At 64.6% G+C, this 19,336-nt stretch carries 21 protein-coding genes; 11 read left to right on the plus strand and 10 right to left on the minus strand.

The features are described 5' to 3' along the window. Positions 1-131 precede the first annotated feature (131 nt). From fabI to GRI68_RS12105, 6 genes are read right to left on the minus strand one after another with little or no spacing between them, the layout of a single operon-like run. Positions 132-935: an enoyl-ACP reductase FabI gene (gene fabI, locus GRI68_RS12085; RefSeq protein ID WP_160617485.1), complete on the minus strand. Its 804-nt coding sequence runs from the start codon at positions 933-935 to the stop codon at positions 132-134. Then, positions 935-1,990 carry a YihY/virulence factor BrkB family protein gene (locus GRI68_RS12090; RefSeq protein ID WP_160617487.1) on the minus strand — a complete coding sequence of 352 codons (1,056 nt, stop codon included), beginning with the start codon at positions 1,988-1,990 and terminating at the stop codon, positions 935-937. The genes fabI and GRI68_RS12090 overlap by 1 nt, the downstream gene beginning before the upstream one ends. Continuing rightward, on the minus strand, positions 1,990-2,961 hold the full coding sequence (locus GRI68_RS12095; protein ID WP_160617489.1) for a DnaJ C-terminal domain-containing protein: 972 nt from the start codon (positions 2,959-2,961) through the stop codon (positions 1,990-1,992). The genes GRI68_RS12090 and GRI68_RS12095 overlap by 1 nt, the downstream gene beginning before the upstream one ends. Before the next feature lie 58 nt (positions 2,962-3,019). Then, positions 3,020-3,325, minus strand: coding sequence for a winged helix-turn-helix domain-containing protein (locus GRI68_RS13795; protein ID WP_325063806.1), 306 nt, complete (start codon positions 3,323-3,325; stop codon positions 3,020-3,022). Continuing rightward, complete coding sequence (locus tag GRI68_RS13800; protein WP_234028796.1) at positions 3,318-3,968, minus strand: hypothetical protein; 651 nt, start codon at positions 3,966-3,968, stop codon at positions 3,318-3,320. The genes GRI68_RS13795 and GRI68_RS13800 overlap by 8 nt, the downstream gene beginning before the upstream one ends. Position 3,969: 1 nt before the next feature. Beyond that, the gene (locus GRI68_RS12105) at positions 3,970-4,407 is read right to left on the minus strand and encodes a DUF2141 domain-containing protein (RefSeq protein WP_160617492.1); all 438 of its coding nucleotides are present in this window, start codon (positions 4,405-4,407) and stop codon (positions 3,970-3,972) included. Between the two features lie 263 nt (positions 4,408-4,670). On the opposite strand from GRI68_RS12105, the gene pdxH reads away from it, so the two are divergent. The 3 genes from pdxH to GRI68_RS12120 are packed head-to-tail and all read left to right on the plus strand — an operon-like array spanning position 4,671 to position 7,008. Beyond that, positions 4,671-5,273 carry a pyridoxamine 5'-phosphate oxidase gene (gene pdxH / locus GRI68_RS12110; RefSeq protein WP_160617494.1) on the plus strand — a complete coding sequence of 201 codons (603 nt, stop codon included), beginning with the start codon at positions 4,671-4,673 and terminating at the stop codon, positions 5,271-5,273. Next, the gene (locus GRI68_RS12115; protein WP_160617976.1) at positions 5,273-6,214 is read left to right on the plus strand and encodes a cation diffusion facilitator family transporter; all 942 of its coding nucleotides are present in this window, start codon (positions 5,273-5,275) and stop codon (positions 6,212-6,214) included. The genes pdxH and GRI68_RS12115 overlap by 1 nt, the downstream gene beginning before the upstream one ends. Continuing rightward, positions 6,211-7,008 carry a PhzF family phenazine biosynthesis protein gene (locus GRI68_RS12120; RefSeq protein WP_160617496.1) on the plus strand — a complete coding sequence of 266 codons (798 nt, stop codon included), beginning with the start codon at positions 6,211-6,213 and terminating at the stop codon, positions 7,006-7,008. Before GRI68_RS12115 ends, GRI68_RS12120 begins: the two co-directional genes overlap by 4 nt. A 10-nt stretch (positions 7,009-7,018) precedes the next feature. Here the strand turns inward: GRI68_RS12120 and GRI68_RS12125 are convergent, their stop codons facing one another. Then, positions 7,019-8,146 carry a serine hydrolase domain-containing protein gene (locus GRI68_RS12125; protein ID WP_160617498.1) on the minus strand — a complete coding sequence of 376 codons (1,128 nt, stop codon included), beginning with the start codon at positions 8,144-8,146 and terminating at the stop codon, positions 7,019-7,021. A gap of 99 nt (positions 8,147-8,245) precedes the next feature. Here GRI68_RS12125 and GRI68_RS12130 point away from each other — a divergent pair, with 99 nt between their 5' ends. Continuing rightward, positions 8,246-8,554 carry a hypothetical protein gene (locus tag GRI68_RS12130; protein ID WP_325063807.1) on the plus strand — a complete coding sequence of 103 codons (309 nt, stop codon included), beginning with the start codon at positions 8,246-8,248 and terminating at the stop codon, positions 8,552-8,554. Here the strand turns inward: GRI68_RS12130 and mnmA are convergent. Continuing rightward, positions 8,551-9,714 carry a tRNA 2-thiouridine(34) synthase MnmA gene (gene mnmA, locus GRI68_RS12135; RefSeq protein ID WP_160617501.1) on the minus strand — a complete coding sequence of 388 codons (1,164 nt, stop codon included), beginning with the start codon at positions 9,712-9,714 and terminating at the stop codon, positions 8,551-8,553. The genes GRI68_RS12130 and mnmA overlap by 4 nt on opposite strands. A gap of 118 nt (positions 9,715-9,832) precedes the next feature. Between mnmA and GRI68_RS12140 the strand changes: the two genes are divergently transcribed. From GRI68_RS12140 to GRI68_RS12170, 7 genes are all read left to right on the plus strand, one after another. Further along, entirely contained in the window at positions 9,833-10,195 is a 363-nt protein-coding gene (locus GRI68_RS12140; protein WP_160617503.1) for a hypothetical protein, read from the plus strand. After that, a complete protein-coding gene (gene sciP / locus GRI68_RS12145) occupies positions 10,196-10,495 on the plus strand; it encodes a CtrA inhibitor SciP (RefSeq protein ID WP_160617505.1) in 300 nt (99 codons plus the stop codon). Between the two features lie 209 nt (positions 10,496-10,704). Beyond that, positions 10,705-10,944, plus strand: coding sequence for a GlsB/YeaQ/YmgE family stress response membrane protein (locus GRI68_RS12150; protein WP_407643353.1), 240 nt, complete (start codon positions 10,705-10,707; stop codon positions 10,942-10,944). Between the two features lie 240 nt (positions 10,945-11,184). Further along, positions 11,185-12,381, plus strand: a complete 1,197-nt coding sequence (locus GRI68_RS12155; RefSeq protein WP_160617977.1) for an efflux RND transporter periplasmic adaptor subunit — start codon at positions 11,185-11,187, stop codon at positions 12,379-12,381. Positions 12,382-12,385: 4 nt separating this feature from the next. Further along, the gene (locus tag GRI68_RS12160; RefSeq protein ID WP_160617509.1) at positions 12,386-15,598 is read left to right on the plus strand and encodes an efflux RND transporter permease subunit; all 3,213 of its coding nucleotides are present in this window, start codon (positions 12,386-12,388) and stop codon (positions 15,596-15,598) included. A 65-nt stretch (positions 15,599-15,663) separates the two neighbouring features. Further along, positions 15,664-16,872, plus strand: coding sequence for a DUF445 domain-containing protein (locus GRI68_RS12165; RefSeq protein WP_160617978.1), 1,209 nt, complete (start codon positions 15,664-15,666; stop codon positions 16,870-16,872). 17 nt (positions 16,873-16,889) lie between these two features. Then, positions 16,890-17,414 carry a GNAT family N-acetyltransferase gene (locus tag GRI68_RS12170; protein ID WP_160617511.1) on the plus strand — a complete coding sequence of 175 codons (525 nt, stop codon included), beginning with the start codon at positions 16,890-16,892 and terminating at the stop codon, positions 17,412-17,414. A gap of 128 nt (positions 17,415-17,542) precedes the next feature. Here GRI68_RS12170 and GRI68_RS12175 read toward each other — a convergent pair whose 3' ends face one another. Together GRI68_RS12175 and GRI68_RS12180 are read right to left on the minus strand one after the other, a co-directional pair. After that, positions 17,543-18,475: an electron transfer flavoprotein subunit alpha/FixB family protein gene (locus GRI68_RS12175; RefSeq protein WP_160617512.1), complete on the minus strand. Its 933-nt coding sequence runs from the start codon at positions 18,473-18,475 to the stop codon at positions 17,543-17,545. Positions 18,476-18,494: 19 nt separating this feature from the next. Then, positions 18,495-19,241, minus strand: coding sequence for an electron transfer flavoprotein subunit beta/FixA family protein (locus tag GRI68_RS12180; RefSeq protein WP_160617514.1), 747 nt, complete (start codon positions 19,239-19,241; stop codon positions 18,495-18,497). Positions 19,242-19,336: the final 95 nt, after the last annotated feature.

A 19,336-nucleotide genomic window follows, 5' to 3' on the forward strand; every position in this document is an offset into this window, starting at 1 on the left:
TCAGCGCCCCATCAGCAGCAGGCCGAAATGCCGAGCAATGCGACGATTGCTCGCCCGTTCACGTTCGACAGAGCGACGCTGACGGTCGCGCCAAGCGGTCGAGCTTTCGCGCATGCGTTACTGAGGCAGGCTCAGTCGAGCGCGATATCGGGCGCGTCGACCTGCTTCATGCCGACGGTGTGGTAGCCCGCATCGACGTGGTGCACTTCGCCGGTCACGCCCGACGAGAGATCCGACAGCAGATAAAGCCCCGCGCCGCCGACATCGTCGATCGTAACGTTGCGCCGCAAAGGCGAATTGAGTTCGTTCCATTTGAGGATGTAGCGGAAATCGCCGATCCCGCTCGCCGCCAACGTCTTGATCGGGCCCGCGCTGATCGCGTTGACGCGGATGTTGTCGGGGCCGAGATCGTTGGCGAGGTAATGCACGCTGGTTTCGAGTGCGGCCTTGGCCACGCCCATCACGTTGTAATGCGGCACCACCTTTTCGGCGCCGTAATAGGACAGCGTCAGGATCGATCCGCCTTCCTTCATCAGCGGATAGGCGCGCTTGGACGCCGCGACGAGGCTATAGGCGGAGATGTTCATCGTCATCAGGAAATTGTCGAGGCTGGTGTCGACATACTTCCCGCGCAGCTCGCTCTTGTCCGAAAAGCCGATCGCGTGGACGAGGAAGTCAAGCTTGCCCCAGCGCTGCTGGATCTCGGCGAAGGTCGCATCGAGCGCATCCATGTCCGAGACATCGCATTCGACCAAGAAATCGCTGTCCAATTGCGCTGCCAGCGGGCCGACGCGCTTCTTGAGCGCTTCGCCCTGATAGGAAAACGCCATTTCGGCGCCCTGTTCGTGCAATTGCTTGGCGATGCCCCAGGCCAGCGACTTGTCGTTGGCGAGGCCCATGATGAGCCCCTTCTTGCCGGCCATCAATCCGCTCATCATTCTTCCCTTTCGTCTTCGTCTTCTTTGTGCGCCGCGCGCTCTTTCGCTTCGCGTTCGCGATCGTCTGCCCGCCCCAAGTGGTTTTCAGCTTCCTCGGGTGTCTCGGCAAGCGCGGCGTTGAGCTCGGCGCCGATAACCACCCCTAGTCCGACGAGCCAGAAAAAGAAAAGCACGATCATCACGCCTGCCAGGCTGCCATAGGTGAGATCGTAGCTGAAGAAAGAGCGGATCACCGCGGGCAGGGCGAGGGTCACCGTAGCCCACCACACGGTGACGAACAGGGCGCCCGGCCATTTCGGATAGCGGCGCGCGCGATAATGGCTCGGCGTCAGCGCATAGAACAGCATGTAGAGCGACCCGAACAGCACGAAAGCGGGCGCGATCCGCGACAGGGCAAGATCGGACAGCACGTTTTCGAGCCCCGGCAGGTAGGCCGCGATCACTTCCTGCGCGGCGCCGATGGCGACTTGCACGAACAGCGACAGCATGATCAGCAACACCGCGATCACGATGATCCCGGTGGTGAACAGGCGATAGCGCCAGAAGGCCACGGCCGGCTCGGTCCCGTAAGCGCGGCGCAGGATGTCGCGGATGGTCTCGATCAGGCTGCCGACCGTCCACAGGCCCACGAACCCGCCGGCCCATAGCAGCCACCCGCTGCGCGCATCGATGATGTCGAACGCGACCGGGCCGACGGCATCGGCCACCGGCTTGGGCAGGGTAACGAGAATGGTGACGATCGCGGCGGCGCGGTCTTCGGCTTCACCGAAGGCGTTGAAGATTGCGGTCGCGGTGACGAAGAACGGAAACAGCGCGACGATCGAGAGATAGGCGAGGTTGCCGGCATGAATCATGCCGTCGTTCCAGGCCCCAGCCCCGACCCGCTTGAGCACCTGGAAGAAGCGCGTGCCGGGGCCGATCCGCTGCCGCACGCGATAGCGCAAGGCCTCCTTGCGGCGGCCTTCGGGCGTCAAATTGGGCGGTGGGCGCTTTTCGGGCGGAGGAAGCGCCTTGGCCTCTCCCTCGACCAGTTCGGTAGCCTTGGCCGCCATTATCCCGTCAGATCGGCGCGATGATCGGTCGAATCGGTCCAGCCTTCGAGCTTGGCGGCGAGGTCGTCGACATTGTCGGGCAGCTGGATTTTCAGCGTCGCCAACTGGTCGCCGCGTCCGCCGGATTTTTTCGACCAGCCCTTGCCGCTCAACCGCATGGTGGTGCCGCCCGACATGCCGGGCTTGATCGTCAGCATGACGGCACCATCGACGGTCGGAACCCGAACCTTGGCTCCGCGCACCGCTTCATCGACGCCAATCGGCACGTCGAGGCGGATATTGTCGCCGTCGCGGCGGAAATTTGCGTGGCTGTCGACCGCGATCTCGACGATTCCGTCGCCCGCGCCGCCGGGGCCTTGCTCGCCCTTGCCCTTGAGACGCATCGTAGTGCCGTTCTCGACCCCGGCGGGCAGCTTGAGGTCGATCGTCTTGCCGTCGGCCAGCGTGATCCGCTGGTCCTTGCGCGTCGCGGCATCGGTGAAGGGGACGCGCAGGCGATACTTGATATCGGCCCCCTTGCTCGGGGGCGCGGAACGGCGACCGAAATTACCGCCTCTGGCGCCGCCCATGCCCGCACGGGGGTCGGGTCCGCCGCGGCGACCGAACAGGCCTTCGAAAAGATCGCCGAGATCGACTTCCTCGCCGCCACCACCGCTGAAGCCGCCGAAATCTTCGGGACGGAATCCGCCTTGGCCACCGCCCGGACGCGCGCCACCGCCGAAGCCGCCGGCTCCGAACGGCGATTTGGGATTGCCGTCGATGTCGATCTGCCCGGAATCGTACTGGGCCCGCTTCTCCTTGTCGGACAGCAGGTCGTACGCCTTCGTCGCATCGGAGAACTTGTCCGCCGCCTGCGGATTGTCCTTGTTGCGGTCGGGGTGGAGCTCTTTCGCAAGCTTGCGATAGGCGCTCTTGATTTCCTTCTCGCTCGCCGAGCGGGGTACACCGAGGATCGCATAAGGGTCAGCCATGTGGGTTAGCTAGGTAAACCACCGATGGACTGCAAGTTTCCCGGACGCCTAACCGCGATCACTCGTCGAACAGCAAGCCGCGCATCCGGTCGAGATATTCGATCCAGGCGTCCCGGCCCGCTTCGCTCAAATGGACGGTGGTGAGCGGGCGTTTGTCCCGGAATTGCTTTTCGAGACGGACGTAACCCGCCTGTTCGAGCTTGCTGAGATGGGTCGAGAGGTTGCCGTCGGTCACGCCGGTCTTCTCGCGCAGCGTGGCGAAATCGGCGGCTTCGGCACCGGAGAGATACGCCATGATCGCCAGCCGCACCCGCCCGTGGATGAGATCGTCGATCCTGCGATAGTCGTGCGGGGGCTCAGCCACGATCGCGCTCGCGCCGGAGCAGCAGCATGCCGGGAACCACCGACACCACGATCCCGCCCAATGCGGTGGCGAACAATTGCCACGCCGTTCCGGCCAGCAATGTCGTGGCGACCAGGAAGGCGATCGACAGCACGGCGAAGGGGCGCAGCGTATCCGAATGCGCGGCCGTGGCGCTTGCCGCCATGGCGATCGCATAGACCCCGAACACGACCGGAGGCATCAGGACGAACAGCCGGAAACCGGTATCGTCCCCGCGCGACAGGGCAAGATAGGCGTAAGCAAGGATCGCGAGCGCCAGCGTGCCGAGCGTCGCGCCCGCCACTTGCCACACCTGCCGTTCGACCAGCGCTGCGGTGGTTGCAGGAGCCGGCCGATCCTCGCTCGCGCGAGCAGCCCGGGCGACGAGGCCGGTTGCGCTCATGATGACGAGCCACACTGCGGCGATCGACCACAGGGGCCACGCCAGCACGCGCATTCCGATCAAGGCGTGGAGCATGGCGGCCAAGGCGATGGCGACGCCGTAGAGCACGAGTTCGCGGCCGCCGAGCAGGGGGCGGATGCGCCCCTCCTCGGCCAGTGCGCGCAGCCGGGCGAGATCGTCATGCGCGATCGGATTCGCCGGCGAGGAGAGGGTATCGGTCATCCTATCGCTCCTGAGCGGGGTAAATCATGGTTTCGCGAACACGAGCGGTGCCCTGGCCGACGGTGAAGCTTTGCTCGGCGAAGACCGGTTCACCGCGCAATTGCGCGCCGCCGACCATCGCCCAGCCATCGAGCGGGCCACGCGATCCCATGGTGAATTGTCCGTCCCGGTCGATATCGTGCCAGGCGGTAAACGAATACGCCCCTTCGGGCACGTCGGTAAAGCGCACGGTCACCGTGCCGGCTTGCGGATCGTCGATGATTTCTCCGACGATCCCCTCTTCTTTCAGGAACTGCTCCTCGGTCTGCAGCGACACATAAAGGGTACCCGCTTCGCCGCGCACTTCGTCGAGGACGATCTCGACGTCGCCGGCCAAGGCGGGGGATGTGGCGATCGCGCCGATCAGGGCAGTGGTGATGGCAGTGGATTTGAGCAACATGCAAGCCTCCTTTGTTGATTTGCGAATCACTTTGTAATGCAAAGTGCACGCTGTGTCAAAGTTTGGCCTGCGGATGCTGCCGGCGTCGCGTTGCGTTCCTGAGTGGTGCCACGGGAGGTCTGCCCCTTTCCTACAGTCGGGCAGCGCTCTAGATAGCGGATCATGAACGCGTTTTCGTCCAGCACCAGCCACGTCGATTTGGCGTCGGAGTGGGCGAAGACTTTTTTGCTTCTGAACAGTGTAACACCCGGTCCATGTCTCCAATGAACGATAGTGAAAGCCAGCTTCCCCAGACCGAACCGTTCGGCCTGTTTGCCACCTGGTTCGAAGAAGCCGAAGCGAGCGAGCCAAACAATGCCAACGCCATGGCGCTCGCCACCGCGACGCCGGGCGGCGCGCCGTCGGTGCGGATGGTGCTGCTGAAGGACTGGAGCCCGGACGGGTTCACCTTCTACACCAACGGGCTGAGCCGGAAGGGCATGGAGATCGGGCAGAACCCGCAAGTTGCGTTGCTGTTCTACTGGAAGACGCTGGGGCGCCAGGTGCGGATCGAAGGGCCGCTCGAACAGGTTTCGGACGAAGAAGCGGATGCCTATTTCGCCAGCCGTCCGCGCGATTCGCAAATCGGCGCGCATGCCTCGCAGCAATCCGCCGCGCTCGACGAACGGGCAACCTTCCTCGAGCGGATCGCCGAGGTCGAGGCTCGCTATGAAGGGCAGGACGTGCCGCGCCCGCCGCACTGGACGGGCTTTCGCGTCGCGCCGCGTTTCGTCGAATTGTGGTCCGATCGGGCCAATCGCCTGCACGACCGGCGACTCTACACCCGCTCCGCCGAGGGGTGGACCTCCACGCTGTTGTATCCGTGATGGTGGACGCCGAACGCGCCCGGCTGACCCGATCGGCGGCACTGGCCTCGATGTCGGTTGCCCTGCTGCTCGTGGGGCTCAAGGTCTGGGCCGCGTGGCGCACCGGATCGACCGCGATGCTCGGCAGCCTGGCCGACACCGCGCTCGACCTCGTCGCAAGTTTTGCGACCCTCATCGGGGTCTGGTTCGCGGCCCAACCGGCCGACCACGATCATCGCTTCGGCCATGGCAAGGCTGAGGCGCTGGCGGCGATGTTCCAGGTGGTGCTGATCGCGATCTCGGCGACGGCAATCATCGTGCGTTCGGCCATGCGACTGATCGCGGCCGATACCGCCGTCGAAGCGCCCGGTGACGGGATCCTCGTCTCGGGAATCGCGATCGTCGCCACGATCGGGCTGCTGGCCTGGCAGCGCTATGTGATCGCGCGCACACGGTCGGTCGCGATCCATGCCGATCACGTCCACTACCAGTCCGACATCCTGCTCAACTTCGCGGTGATCGTGGCGCTGCTGCTCGAATCATGGCTTGGCCTGGCCGGAGCCGATCCGGTGTTCGGCTTCGCTATCGCGCTATGGCTGCTGTGGGGGGGCTTCCGCGCCGCAACCGAGGCCGTCGACCAATTGCTCGATCGCGAATGGCCGGACGAGAAGCGCCTTCGCTTCGTCGAACTCGCCGCGCGCCACCCCGAATTGTCGAACCTGCATGATCTGCGCACGCGTTCGAGTGGCTCGCAGGATTTCGTCCAGTTCCATGTCGATCTGCCGGGGAACATGACGGTCGAGCAGGCGCACGAGATCATCGAGCGGGTCGAGAGCGATCTGTGCGCGCATTTCCCCGAGATGGAATTGCTGATTCATATCGATCCGATGGGCCATGTCGATGAACCCGACAATCCGCTGGTCGAACAGGACGAGTTCGAAGCGCTGGAGGACAAGACATGACGGCGATACCCTATTGGCACGTCGACGCCTTTGCCGATGCCCCGTTCGGCGGCAATCAGGCGGCGGTGATGGTGCTCGACAAGTGGTTGCCGGATGCGACCTTGCAGGCGATCGGGGCCGAGAATAATTTTGCCGAAACCGCCTTCCTCGTTCGCGACGACAGCGGCGTGGCCGACTGGGAGTTGCGCTGGTTCACGCCGACCAGCGAAGTGAAGATGTGCGGCCACGCGACGCTGGCGAGCGGGCACGTGGTGCTGTCGCGGGATGGAGGAGAGAAGGTCCTGTTCCGCACGAGGAACGCCGGCGTGCTCGAAGTGCGCAGGCAAGGCGGGGCCTATGAGCTCGCCTTGCCGACGAGTCGCGTCGAGCAGCGCGCCATGCCCGACCTGTCGGGCGCGCTAGGCACTGGCGATGCCGCGGTGTTCGATACGGTCCAGGGGGCCGAGCAGACGGCAATCATATTGCTCGACGACGAATCGCAAGTGCGCGCACTCGCGCCCGACATGCGAGCGCTCGAGCAGATCGACCGGATGGCGATCTGCACCGCGCCCGGGGATTCGACCGATGTCGTCAGCCGGGTGTTCGTGCCGGCATGGGGTGTTCCGGAAGACAGCGTGACCGGCTCCGCCCATGCGGCGCTGGCTCCATTCTGGGCCGAGCGGCTCGGCCGCGACGAATTCACCGCTTTCCAGGCATCCGCACGCGGCGGTCACGTGCGTTGCGGTGTCGACGGCGCGCGCGTGTGGCTCGGCGGCCCCTGCGTGACGGTGGTCGAGGGAACGTTCAGACTGTAATTTCGCCGCTTCAGTTCTGGAAAAGCTGCGTCAGCCGCGCGATCCGGCGTACCACGCCGTTTCGCAAATCGCCGTCCGGGGTCTTGCCCAGCCGTACCACCGTCAATTGCTGGCTCGGTGAAACGAACACATACTGACCCAGATGGCCGATCATCGCGAAGGCGCTTTGCGGCGCGTCATCGGGGAACAGCGATTTCCGCTCGGTGCCCGATGGCCGGTTGAGCCAGATCTGCGCACCGTAATCGGGTGCGCGCGGGCTCGGCGTGATCATGAAGTCGATCCAGCGGCGCGGAACGACCTGCACGCCGCCGACATTGCCGCCCCGGCGCAGGAATTCGCCGAACTTCGCCCAGTCGCGGGCGGTTGCGTGCATCAGACTGCCACCCACCAGCGTGCCCGAGGCATCGTATTCGGGGACCATCGAATCCATCCCCAGCGGGCCGAACAGGCGGGTGCGCAGATAGTCGTCGACCGCGCGGCGGCGCACCTCGGGCGTATCCGCAGTCGCCAGCGTGCGCGCCGCGATGTCCGCCAGGATCACGGTGGTGTTGCTCGAATATTCGAACTTCTCGCCCGGGTCGGCCTCGAGACTCTGCGCCTCGGCATAGGCCGCCATGTCGTCGCGTCCGTCGGTAAACAGCATGCGGACCTCGTCCGATTCGTAAATCGGATCGCCCGCTTCGGTGTGGGTGAGCCCCGACCGCATCTGGAGCAATTGCCGCAGCGTGATCTCGCCGCGCGGATCGCCGGGCCGCGTCCAGGCCGGCACCGGCGCGCTTTCATCGAGGCTGAGCAGGCCATCGGTGACCAGCATGCCGATCAGGACCCCGGTGACGGTCTTGGCCATCGACCAACTGACGAAGCGGGTCTCGGCATCGTATCCCGGGGCGTATCGTTCGACGATGGTCGCCCCGTCGTGCACCACAACGACCGCGCGCGTTTCCGCAACATCCTCGGCGAACAGCGCATCGACTCGCCGCGCCAGCGCCTCACGCGAAACGTTGGGTTCTTCCACCACACCTTCATACGCCGATTCGGCCAGGGGCGATGTTTCCGGGTCGTATTCGGGATCGCCCGAACATGCTGCGAGCAGGAAAGCGGGCAGGAGCGGCAGGGTGGCGAGCAAGCGGCTGGACATCGCGGCGACTGATGCGCAAAGCCTCGCGCCATGGCAACCGCAAACGTGCCCCCCGACCCGCCTCGCACAACGCCACGGCCCCGCCGCCGCTGGCCGAGCGTGCTCGGCTGGGTGGCGCTGCTGATCGTACTGGCGCTGGGCGCGGCCTGGGCAGTCTATGGAAAGACGGTGTCGGACTTTGCCGTGACCGGCACGTCCTACGGCGCGCGCGTCGCCTGTTCGTGCCGGTATATCGGCGGGCGCTCGCTCGGCGATTGCCGCAAGGATTTCGAAGACGGGATGGAGCTCATCCGGTTGAGCGAGGATCCCGAAGCGAAAAGCGTGACCGCGACCTTCCCGCTCGTATCGAGCCAGACCGCGACCTATCGCAAAGGCTATGGCTGCGTGCTCGAGGAGTGGGAGAACTAGGCGTCGCTGGTGGCGACAGGCTCGGTCGAAGAGATCCAGCCCCCGCCGATGACACGGTCCCCGGCATAGATCACCGCCGCCTGTCCCGGCGCGACGCCGTATTCGGGCGTTTCGAACCGGATCGAGACCGCCGCGCCATCGCCCAGCGGCCCGTCGAGCGTGACCGGCACCGGCTTGGACAGCGAACGGACCTTGGCGGTGAGCGGCGCTTCGGGCACCGGGCCGATCCGGTTGGTTTCGATGATCCGCGCCGCGGCAACACCCAGCAGGCGTTTGGGGCCGACCACCACAGCACGCTTTTCGGCATCGATCCGGACCACGTAAAGCGGCTCGGCCTGTCCGCCGATTTCGAGCCCGCGGCGCTGGCCGACGGTGTAGTGGATCACCCCGCGATGTGTGCCCAGTTCCTCGCCGGTTTCGGCATGGACGATCGGGCCGGTATCCTCGGCATCGGGGCGCACCTTGCGCACCACGCGGGCGTAATCGCCATCGGGCACGAAGCAGATGTCCTGGCTGTCTGGCTTGTTGGCGACCACCAGGCCGGCCTCTTCGGCCAGTGCGCGCACATCCTGCTTGGGCAGGCCGCCGAGAGGAAAGCGCAGATAGTCGAGCTGTTCCTCGGTCGTGGCGTAAAGGAAATAGGACTGGTCGCGCGCCGGATCGAGCGCGCGGTGCAGTTCTGCCCCGGCAGGCCCTATCTCGCGCCGGACGTAATGGCCGGTGGCGAGACAATCCGCCCCCAGTTCCTTCGCCATGCCCAGCAAATCCTTGAACTTGGGGCCCATGTTGCAGCGGATGCAGGGGATCGGCGTGCGGCCCTGCATGTAGTCGTCTGCGAACTGGTCGATCACCTCTTCGCGAAAGCTCGAGGCATGGTCGAAGACGTAATGGGCGATGCCCAGACGATCGGCCACCAGGCGGGCATCGCGGATATCGTCGCCTGCGCAGCAGCTCTTCGCGCGGCCCACGGCCTCGCCATGATCGTAGAGCTGGAGGGTGATCCCGATCACCTCGGCCCCGGTTCGCGCGGCGAGCGCGGCAACGACCGAACTGTCGACCCCGCCCGACATGGCGACGACGATGCGCTTGTCGGCGAGGTTGCCGGCAAGCTGGAACAGCGCGGCCGGATCGGCGCTGGAAAGGCTGGCGGTGGAGGGCATGGCGCTCACATAGGCGTTCGAGCGCGCCTCGGCAATTCCCGGGCGTGGGCAGGGGCATCGCAATCGCTTGCTCGAACGGTTTACCTTTCGTTTGCCATGTGTTGCTAGGCCGAGTCTCATGACCATGGGTTTCTCACCGACGGAATGGCCTCAATTGCCGCGGGAATCGCGGGATTCCGACGAGTCGCCGGGGCCGGAATGGGAAACCCTGCGGGCCCGACTCGACGCCGCCCACAGCGTGCGGGTGACAGGCGACGAGGCTGCAAAAGCGGGTCGCAATGGCAGTTTTTCGCCCGGATCGGCGGAAAGCATCGGCTCGCTGGGAGAAGAAACGGCAGAAGATTCGCACAGCGCCCCGGGGGGTGGCGTTAACCAAGGTAAACGCGGCGTTAACCATAGGGTTTCAACCAATGGCAAGCCGCAGGTGTCAGACGGGGCTGAGGAGGCCGGGACAGCTTTGCCCGGCCACACGAGGGATTAGATGATCGAGAACCAGAAGATACGACCGGAATCGGTGATCGGCCCGCTCGGAGAGCCCCTGCGGCTCGAAGACTTGCCGAAGCCCGATACGCGTCGCTGGGTCGTGCGCCGCAAGGCAGAGGTCGTCGCTGCCGTCAATGGCGGTCTGCTGACGATCGACGAGGTCTGCGAACGCTACAACCTCACGCTTGAAGAGTTCGCTTCCTGGCAACGGGCGGTGGACCGCTCGGGCATGCAGGGCCTGCGGGTGACGCGCATCCAGCATTATCGAGACTTGTACGAACGCCAGCATAAATACTGAATTTTCCGGTATTTGACAGCTGACAGGGCGCCCACTCCCACCCGGGAGCGGGCGCCCTTTCGGTATTTAGGTGCCTCAACGGGAACACATCTTCCTTACCGACCGTTTGATTGACCGGATGGGACGGGCAACAGCGCGCACCCGCCCGCAGGTCCGTTCCGAAATTAGGACGCAACAGGAGGATGCACGCAATGCCAGGTTTTCTAGTAATGATTATTGTCGGTGGTATCGCAGGCTGGCTCGCCAGCATGGTGATGGCACGCGATGCCTCGATGGGAATTCTTCTCAACATCGTCGTCGGTATTATCGGCGGCCTGATCGGTGGTTTCCTGCTCGGTGCCTACATCAATGTCGGCGCTGAGTGGATCAACTATCTCATCACCGCCTTCATCGGCGCGGTGGTACTGCTGCTAATCATCAATCTCGTTCAGCGTGGTCGCGTACGATAACGCTACGCCATAGGTAATCGCACTCCGGTGCGACTTTCGACGGGCGGCTCCCTTGCGGGGCCGCCCGTTTCGTTTGTCCGGTGCAAGCGGGGTTTCGACAGTGGCGGGCACGCATCGCTCGCCGTCGATTATAAGCCGTTCGCAGAAGGCGGTATTGTCGTATTTCGCGCTGCAGCGTAACCCGGACTTGAGATTGGTGTGATAGAAATGTAATACACCATTTCCACCATGGGGATCGACATGAACGCCGAAATGCAAATCGAAACGCAGGACGCTGCACGGGTGGACGATCCGTTCGCGCTGGACGCCGATGAGCGCCGCAAGCGCCGCCGCCTCTGGATCGTGCTCGGCGCGATCGTCGTGCTGGTTGCCGGCGGTCTGTGGTTTCTGACCCGTGGTGGGGAAGAACAGGTTCCGGCCGCAGTGCAGGAACAGGAAGAGGCCGGCCCCGCCATCACCGTCATGGTTCCCGGCAGCGCCACGATCGAGGGAGAGATCAACGCCACCGGCACGCTGGCCGCGCGGCGGGAAATGCCGGTCGGGGTCCAGGGCTCGGGCGGACAGGTGTCCCGCGTGCTGGTCGATGCCGGCGATTGGGTGAATGCGGGGCAGATTCTCGCGGTGCTCGATCGCTCGGTGCAGAGCCAGCAGGTTTCGCAGCAGCGCGCGCAGGTGCGCGTCGCGGAATCGGATGCACGACTGGCGCAGGCCAATCTCGATCGCGCGCTCAAGCTGGTCGACCGTGGTTTCATCTCGACGGCCGATGTCGACCGTCTGACCGCGACCCGCGATGCGGCCGTCGCGCGGGTCGAAGTGGCCAAGGCCCAGCTCGGCGAATTGCAGGCGCGCACCGCACAGCTCAGCATCGTGGCCCCGGCAGCCGGCTTGATCCTCGAGCGCAATATCGAACCCGGTCAGGTCGTTGGCGGCGGTACCGGTGCGGTCTTCCTCATGGCGCGCGGCGGCGAAATGGAATTGATGGCGCAGCTCGGCGAAGACGATCTGGCGCGTATTTCCACCGGCGTGACGGCCCAGGTAACGCCCGTCGGTCTCGACCGCACCTTTACCGGCCAGGTATGGCAGATCGATCCCGTGATCGATTCCCAGTCCCGCCAGGGCACCGCGCGCATCGCGCTGTCCTATGCGCCGGGCCTCAAGCCGGGTGGTTTCGCCACCGCCACGATCGCGTCGGGTGCGGTGGTCGCACCGAGGCTGCCCGAAAGTGCCATTCAGGACGATGACGGCCAAAGCTACGTCTACATCGTCGACAAGGACGACAAGATCGTCCGCCGCGACGTTACCACCGGCCTGATCACCGATGACGGGATTGCGATTGTCGACGGGCTCGACGGCACCGAGCGCGTGGTCCTGCGCGCGGCCGGGTTCCTGAAGCCGGGCGAAAAGGTTTCGCCGCAGGTCCAGAAAAGGCGGAAGTGACCCGATGAATCTGCGCTATCTCTCTGCTTGGTCGATCAAGAACCCTGTTGTTCCGCTCGTTTTCTTCGTGGCGCTGACGCTGGCCGGCCTGGTCGCGTTCAGCCGGCTCGAAGTGCAGAACGATCCGGACATCGAATTTCCGGCGGTCGTGATCTCGATCTCGCAGCCGGGTGCGGCGCCGACCGAGCTCGATTCCCAGATCACCGAGAAGGTCGAGAATTCGCTCAGTTCGATCGAAGGCATCGAGCGGATGAACAGCTCCGTCTCGGAAGGCAACTCGACCACGTTCATCATGTTCGAGATCGGTCGCGACGTCGACGATCTCGTCAACGAGGTAAAATCGCAGGTCGACCAGATTCGCGGCGATCTGCCCGACGGGATCATCGAGCCGCGCGTGTTCAAGGCGCGCAACGAAAACACGATTGCCCGCTATGCGGTGCTTTCCGACGACATGACGATGGAACAGCTCAGCTGGTTCGTCGACGACACGGTGACCAAGCAATTGCTGGCGGTGCCCGGCATGTCGCAGGCAAGCCGTCGCGGCGGTGTCGATCGGGAGATCCGCGTAATTCTCGATCCGGCGCGGATGCAATCGCTGGGTGTCACCGCGTCGCAGGTCAATTCCGTGCTGCGGCAGAGCAATCTCGATGCCGGCGGCGGCCAAGCCGAAATCGCCGGATCGCGCCAGGCCGTGCGTGTCCTCGGCAATGCCGCAACTGCCTACGAGCTTGGCCAGCGCCAGATTTCGCTGGGGGGTGGCCGCACGGTGAAGCTCAGCGACATCGCCGAGGTGCGCGATGGCGAAAGCGAAATCCGGAGCATTTCGCGCGTCGACGGGCGTCCGGTCGTGACGTTCGGGATTGCGCGTGCTCGCGGAGAATCCGACGTCACCGTCTATGACGAGGCGCAGGTCGTCCTCGCCAAGATTGCCGAGGAAAATCCCGGCATCGAATTCGTCGAACTGTTCAACCAGGTCGATTACACCAAGGCGCAGTACAAAAGCTCGATGGCGGCGCTGATCGAAGGCGCGATCCTGGCCGTCATCGTGGTGTTCTTCTTCCTGCGCGACTGGCGTGCGACGATCATCTCGGCGATCGCCATCCCGCTCTCGGCCATCCCGACCTTCTTCTTCCTTTACACGATGGGCTTCACGCTCAACCAGATGAGCCTGCTCGCTTTGGGGCTGGTTGCCGGTGTGCTGGTCGACGATGCCATCGTGGAGATCGAGAACATCGTCCGGCACATGCGCATGGGCAAGTCCGCCTATCAGGCTTCGATCGATGCCGCCGACGAGATCGGGCTGGCGGTCGTCGCCACCAGTTTCTCGATCGTCGCGGTGTTCCTGCCGGTCGCGATGATGCCGGGTATCGCCGGTCAGTTCTTCCAGAACTTCGGTGTGACCGTGGTCGTCTCGGTGCTGATGAGCCTCGCCGTCGCGCGCATGATCACGCCGATGCTGGCGGCCTATTTCCTCAAGGAGCACGGCACGGCCGATCACGCCAACGGGCCGTGGATCGATCGCTATGCCCGTATCCTCGCCTGGACACTGGACCGCGATAAGGCGCGCGCGATCAAGCAGCGCAAGATCGAGCGGAAGGGGCGTATCGGATTTCTCGGCAAGCTTTGGGCGCATTTGCGCGGAGACCACCGTGCCTGGATCATGGGGATCGGTCTTCTTTCCTTCATCGTGACGCTCTTCCTGTTCGCGACGACGCCGGCGCAGTTCTTCCCCAATGTCGATCAGGACACGGCGCGCGCGGAGTTCGAGATGGTGCCGGGTACGACGCTCGAACAGACCACTGCCGTGGCCGAGCAGGTCAATGCGCTGATCGAGCAACAGCCCGAGGTCGAAAGCACGATCGTGTCGGCCAGCGAGGGCAGCGGGTCGGTATCGATTACGCTCAAGGACGATCGCGAACGCAGCAGTGAAGAATTCCAGCGTGACATGGCTGTCGCCTTCAGCAAGATTCCCGACGCGCGTATCACCTTTGCCGATTTCCAGGGCGGCGGCGGTGGCGGCAGCGGCCGTCCGATCAACGTCATGCTGTCGGGTAGCGATCCCGAATTGCTGGAATCTACCGCCCAGACGCTGGTCGAACAGATGGGCACACTCGATGAGCTCGTTTCTCCGCGGGTCGAGGCCGACCTCCAGCGTCCCGAGCTCATCATCACCCCGCGTGCAGAACTCGCGGCCTCGCTCGGCGTAACGACCTCTGCGCTCAGCCAGACGATCCGTATCGCCACTATCGGAGAAATCGACCAGAACGCCGCGCGTTTCTCGCTCGCAGGTCGCCAGATCCCGATCCGGGTGATGTTGCCGGAGGAATCGCGCGACCGCCTTTCCACCATTCGCAACCTGCCGGTGCAGACGGCTTCGGGCGGCTCCGTGCCGCTAGAGCGGGTGGCCGATATCCGTTTCGGCGCCGGTCCGACGACGATCCAGCGCGAGGACCGCCAGCGGCGCGTGTTCGTCAGCGCCGATCTCGCGCCGGGTGCTGAAGAAGGCGTTGCAAAGCCGAAGGTGAACGAACTGCCGATTTTGCAGAACTTGCCGACCGGTGTGTCGAACGCACCCTCCGGGCAGGATCGCTGGCAGGCAGAGTTCCTGGTGAATTTCCAGATCGCGCTGCTGACCGGCATCCTCTCGGTCTTCGCGGTGCTGGTGCTGCTCTACCAGCGCCTGATGTCGCCGCTGGTCAATATGGGCTCGCTGCTGCTGGCGCCGCTCGGCGCGGTGATCGCGATCAAGATGGTGGGGCAGCCGGTTTCGCTGCCGTTCTTCATCGGCCTGCTGCTGCTGCTGGGTATCGTTGCCAAGAACTCGATCCTGCTGGTCGACTTCGCAATCGATTCCATGGCCGAGGGCAAGCGCAAATACGATGCCATCATGGAAGCCGGGCGCAAGCGCGCGCAACCGATCGTAATGACGACCGTCGCGATGACCGCCGGCATGGTGCCGACCGCGCTCGCGCTGTCGGGCGACGGGGCCTGGCGCCAGCCGATGGGCGTGGCCGTGATCGGCGGCTTGATCGTCTCGACCTTCCTCACGCTGCTGATCGTCCCGGCCGGGTTCAGCCTGGCGGACGGCATCGAAAAGCGGGTCGGCCCTTGGCTGCGCACCCGCCTGCTGAGCTACGATCCGAAAGACGCCGAGAACGCCCGTTATCCGGGGGACCTTGACGACAGGCGGGACAAGGGCGCACTGCCCGCCGAGTGAGTGGCAAGCGTCTGACCCTTAGCCCGAATCCGGGAGCGCCGATCCCGCCCGATCGCGCGCGCCGGATGCGGATCGTGGCCACCGGCATGCTCGCCGTGATGGCGGCGGTGTTCGTGATCTCGGGCTTCTATCTCGATGCGCATCCCGTCTGGGGCTTCGTCCATGCCTTTGCCGAAGCCGCGATGGTCGGCGGAATTGCGGACTGGTTCGCGGTGACCGCGCTGTTCCGGCACCCGTTCGGCATCCCGATCCCGCACACCGCGATCATCCCGACAAACAAGGATCGCATCGCCGACACGATGGCGGATTTCCTGCGCGACAATTTCCTCACTCCCGCCGTCGTCGCGCGCCGGATGATCGGCATGAACGTGGCCGGTGCGATCGGCGATTTCCTCGACAAGCCGCCCAAATCGGAAGGCTCGCGGATCGCGGCGGGTGCAGCGAGCCTGTTTGCCGACATGCTCGAATCGCTCGATCCCGAACGGATGGGCGGGCAGGTCCGCGCCGGGCTGAAGGCCACGCTGTCGCGGATCGAGGTTGCCCCGCCAGCGGGCAAGATGATCGAGGCCGCGATCGTCGACGGTCGCCATCGCCCGCTGATCGATTCGGTGATCCGCTGGGTCGCGCTCGCGCTGGAGGACAACGAGGATCTCGTGCGCGAGATGATCCATCGCCGCGCCAACACGCTGCTGCGCTTCACCGGGCTGGACGAGCGCCTCGCCAATTCGGTGATCGACGGCCTTTACAAGCTGCTCGCCGAAACGCTGGTCGATCCCGAGCATCCGATCCGCACCAAGGTCGAGGAGAGCCTCGAAAAGCTGGGGCAGGATCTGCAGGATGACCCCGAGCTTCGCGCCAGGGTCGAAAAGGCCAAGAACGATTTGCTCGATAATCCGGCGCTCGGCGACTGGTGGCAGGGCGTGTGGGAACGCGCGCGCAGGGCCATGCTCGACACCGCGCGCAATCCCGATCGCGCGATGCAGGGGGAGATCGGCAAGATGGTCCGCGAACTGGGCAGCGCCCTGTCCAAGGACCCGCGCCTGCAGGTGATGGTCAATCGCTTCGCCCGCCGCACCGCCGTGGGCGTGGCGACCCGCTATGGCGACAATATCGTGCGCCTCGTTTCCGAAACCGTGCGCCGCTGGGATGCGCAGACGATCACCGATCGGGTCGAAGGCGCGGTGGGCCGCGATCTCCAGTTCATCCGCATCAACGGCACGCTGGTGGGCGGGCTGGTGGGCCTCACGCTGCACGCATTGGGCTACCTGTTCTGACGGATCGGCCGCATCTCGTGACGGAGCGGCTCGATCTGCGCCTGCCGACCCGCGACGACATCGCGCCAATGCACGCGATCGTCAGCCACCCCGATACACAACGCTTCCTCGGCCCGCCCGACGATTTCGCAGCCCACTATGTGCGCTCGCAGCGCAATGCCGGCAGCTGGTTCCTGTCCGGCTACGGCATTTTCATCGTGCGCGAGCGCGAGAGCGGAAACGTGATCGGCAATTGCGGCGTGTTCCACACCTATCGCGGCCTGGGCGCGGATATGGACGACGGCCCCGAAGCGGGCTGGATCATCGATGCCGCCTATGCGGGCAAGGGCTATGCCCGCGAAGCGATGGAGGCGGCGCTGGCCTGGTTCGACAAGACCCACGGCCCGCAGCGCATCACCGCCATGATCGAGCCGGGCAATGTGGCGAGCTTCGCGCTGGCTGCGCACTTGGGCTTCCACGCGTTTCGCAAGGCGGCGATGGAAGGCGTGGACCTGGTACTGCTGGAGCGGCTGCCTCAGCAACGGCGGGCAGAGACCACCTAGTCCATCCGGTCGAGGACCCGTCGCGCGCGCGATGGCTATTCTGGAAATCGATCGCCTAGCAACCATGCAAAGAGCCCCCCGGCACCCAAGAGTGTCGGAGGGCTCTTTGCGTCAGCCTGAAGGCCGGATCAGAGCTTTTCGGTGAGCTCCGGCACCGCGTTGAAGAGGTCCGCGACCAGGCCGATATCGGCGACCTGGAAGATCGGCGCGTCCTCGTCCTTGTTGATCGCGACGATGGTCTTGGAATCCTTCATGCCGGCAAGGTGCTGGATCGCGCCCGAAATGCCGATCGCGATATAGACGTCCGGTGCCACGATCTTGCCGGTCTGGCCGACCTGGTAGTCGTTGGGCACATAGCCCGCATCGACCGCGGCGCGGCTCGCGCCCACGCCAGCGCCAAGCTTGTCGGCGAGGGGCATGATGTATTCCTCGAACGTCGCAGCATCCTTCAGCGCGCGGCCGCCCGATACGATGATGCTGGCGCTGGTCAGTTCGGGGCGATCGCCGCCTTCGGCGATTTCCTGGCTGACGAAGGTGGAGATACCCGCATCGCCAGGACCGGTGATCGCTTCGATCTCGCCCGAACCCCCTTCGGCGACGGCCTTGTCGAAAGCGGTGCCGCGCACGGTGATGACGAGCTTTTCGTCCGAGCTTTCGACGGTCGCGATCGCGTTGCCGGCATAGATCGGGCGGGTGAAGGTCTTGTCGCCTTCGACAGACAGGATGTCCGAAATCTGCATGACGTCGAGCCCGGCGGCAACGCGCGGGGCGATGTTCTTGCCGGTGGTGGTGGCCGGCGCGAGAAACGCGTCGTGATGGCCCATCTGGTCGACGATCAGCGGCGCGACATTCTCGGCCAGCTGGTGCTCATAGGCGGCATCGTCGGCGACATGGACCTTGCCCACGCCTTCGATCTTGGCGGCGGCTTCTGCCACCGCGCCGCAATCCTTGCCCGCGACGAGCAGGTGCACTTCGCCCAGTTTCGAAGCTGCGGTGACGGCGGCGAGCGTGGCGTCGCCGAGTGTCTTGTTGTCGTGATCGACCAGTACGAGAGTCTTCATATCTCTGTCCTCGAAATTCTTAAGCGACGCCGAGCGCCTTCAACTTGGTGACGAGCGCATCGACATCCTCGACCTTTTCGCCAGCCTGGCGAACCGGCGGCTCGGAGACGTTGGTGGTCTTGAGCCGGGGTGCGGTGTCGACGCCGAAATCGGCCGGGCTCTTGGTGTCGAGCGGCTTCTTCTTGGCCTTCATGATGTTGGGCAGCGAGGCGTAACGCGGCTCGTTGAGGCGCAGGTCGGTGGTAACGATGGCGGGCAGGGTCAGCTTGACCGTTTCGAGACCGCCGTCGATTTCGCGCTTCACGGTCACGCTGTCGCCGTCCACCTCGACGGTGTTGGCGAAGGTGCCCTGCGGACGGCCCATCAGGGTCGCCAGCATCTGGCCGGTCTGGTTCGAATCGTCGTCGATCGCCTGCTTGCCGAGGATCACGAGACCGGGCTCTTCCTCTTCGGCGATCGCTTTCAGGATCTTGGCCACGGCGAGCGGTTCGACCGCATCATCGGTTTCGACCAGGATCGCGCGGTCGGCACCCATGGCGAGCGCGGTGCGCAGCGTTTCCTGCGCCTTGGCCGGGCCGATCGACACGGCCACTACTTCGTCGGCCTTGCCCGATTCCTTGATCTTGATCGCTTCTTCGACGGCGATTTCGTCGAACGGGTTCATGCTCATCTTGACGTTGGCGAGATCGACGCCGGAGCCGTCCGCCTTGACGCGGGGCTTCACGTTGTAATCGATCACCCGTTTGACGGGGACGAGGATTTTCATGGGTTCAGGTCCTTCGTTGAAACGATGTCGCGGGGTTTAGCCGCTCGATTAAACAATGATGGGCGCGCCTTCGCGTTCCGGGGCGCGCCCGTCAA

Origin of the sequence: Alteriqipengyuania halimionae (genome assembly GCF_009827575.1) — a bacterium.
Classification (GTDB): Bacteria; Pseudomonadota; Alphaproteobacteria; order Sphingomonadales; family Sphingomonadaceae; genus Alteriqipengyuania_A; species Alteriqipengyuania_A halimionae.

Coding starts and splice junctions, on each gene's coding strand:
- GRI68_RS12095 (WP_160617489.1), bottom strand. CDS start 2,961: ATGGCTGACCCTTATGCGATCCTCGGTGTACCCCGCTCGGCGAGCGAG.
- GRI68_RS12140 (WP_160617503.1), top strand. CDS start 9,833: ATGACCATGGGTTTCTCACCGACGGAATGGCCTCAATTGCCGCGGGAA.
- fabI (WP_160617485.1), bottom strand. CDS start 935: ATGAGCGGATTGATGGCCGGCAAGAAGGGGCTCATCATGGGCCTCGCC.
- pdxH (WP_160617494.1), top strand. CDS start 4,671: ATGAACGATAGTGAAAGCCAGCTTCCCCAGACCGAACCGTTCGGCCTG.
- GRI68_RS12150 (WP_407643353.1), top strand. CDS start 10,705: ATGATTATTGTCGGTGGTATCGCAGGCTGGCTCGCCAGCATGGTGATG.
- GRI68_RS12155 (WP_160617977.1), top strand. CDS start 11,185: ATGAACGCCGAAATGCAAATCGAAACGCAGGACGCTGCACGGGTGGAC.
- GRI68_RS12125 (WP_160617498.1), bottom strand. CDS start 8,146: ATGTCCAGCCGCTTGCTCGCCACCCTGCCGCTCCTGCCCGCTTTCCTG.
- GRI68_RS12120 (WP_160617496.1), top strand. CDS start 6,211: ATGACGGCGATACCCTATTGGCACGTCGACGCCTTTGCCGATGCCCCG.
- GRI68_RS12105 (WP_160617492.1), bottom strand. CDS start 4,407: ATGTTGCTCAAATCCACTGCCATCACCACTGCCCTGATCGGCGCGATC.
- GRI68_RS12165 (WP_160617978.1), top strand. CDS start 15,664: ATGCGGATCGTGGCCACCGGCATGCTCGCCGTGATGGCGGCGGTGTTC.
- GRI68_RS12160 (WP_160617509.1), top strand. CDS start 12,386: ATGAATCTGCGCTATCTCTCTGCTTGGTCGATCAAGAACCCTGTTGTT.
- GRI68_RS12115 (WP_160617976.1), top strand. CDS start 5,273: ATGGTGGACGCCGAACGCGCCCGGCTGACCCGATCGGCGGCACTGGCC.
- GRI68_RS12090 (WP_160617487.1), bottom strand. CDS start 1,990: ATGGCGGCCAAGGCTACCGAACTGGTCGAGGGAGAGGCCAAGGCGCTT.
- GRI68_RS12180 (WP_160617514.1), bottom strand. CDS start 19,241: ATGAAAATCCTCGTCCCCGTCAAACGGGTGATCGATTACAACGTGAAG.
- mnmA (WP_160617501.1), bottom strand. CDS start 9,714: ATGCCCTCCACCGCCAGCCTTTCCAGCGCCGATCCGGCCGCGCTGTTC.
- sciP (WP_160617505.1), top strand. CDS start 10,196: ATGATCGAGAACCAGAAGATACGACCGGAATCGGTGATCGGCCCGCTC.
- GRI68_RS12175 (WP_160617512.1), bottom strand. CDS start 18,475: ATGAAGACTCTCGTACTGGTCGATCACGACAACAAGACACTCGGCGAC.
- GRI68_RS13800 (WP_234028796.1), bottom strand. CDS start 3,968: ATGACCGATACCCTCTCCTCGCCGGCGAATCCGATCGCGCATGACGAT.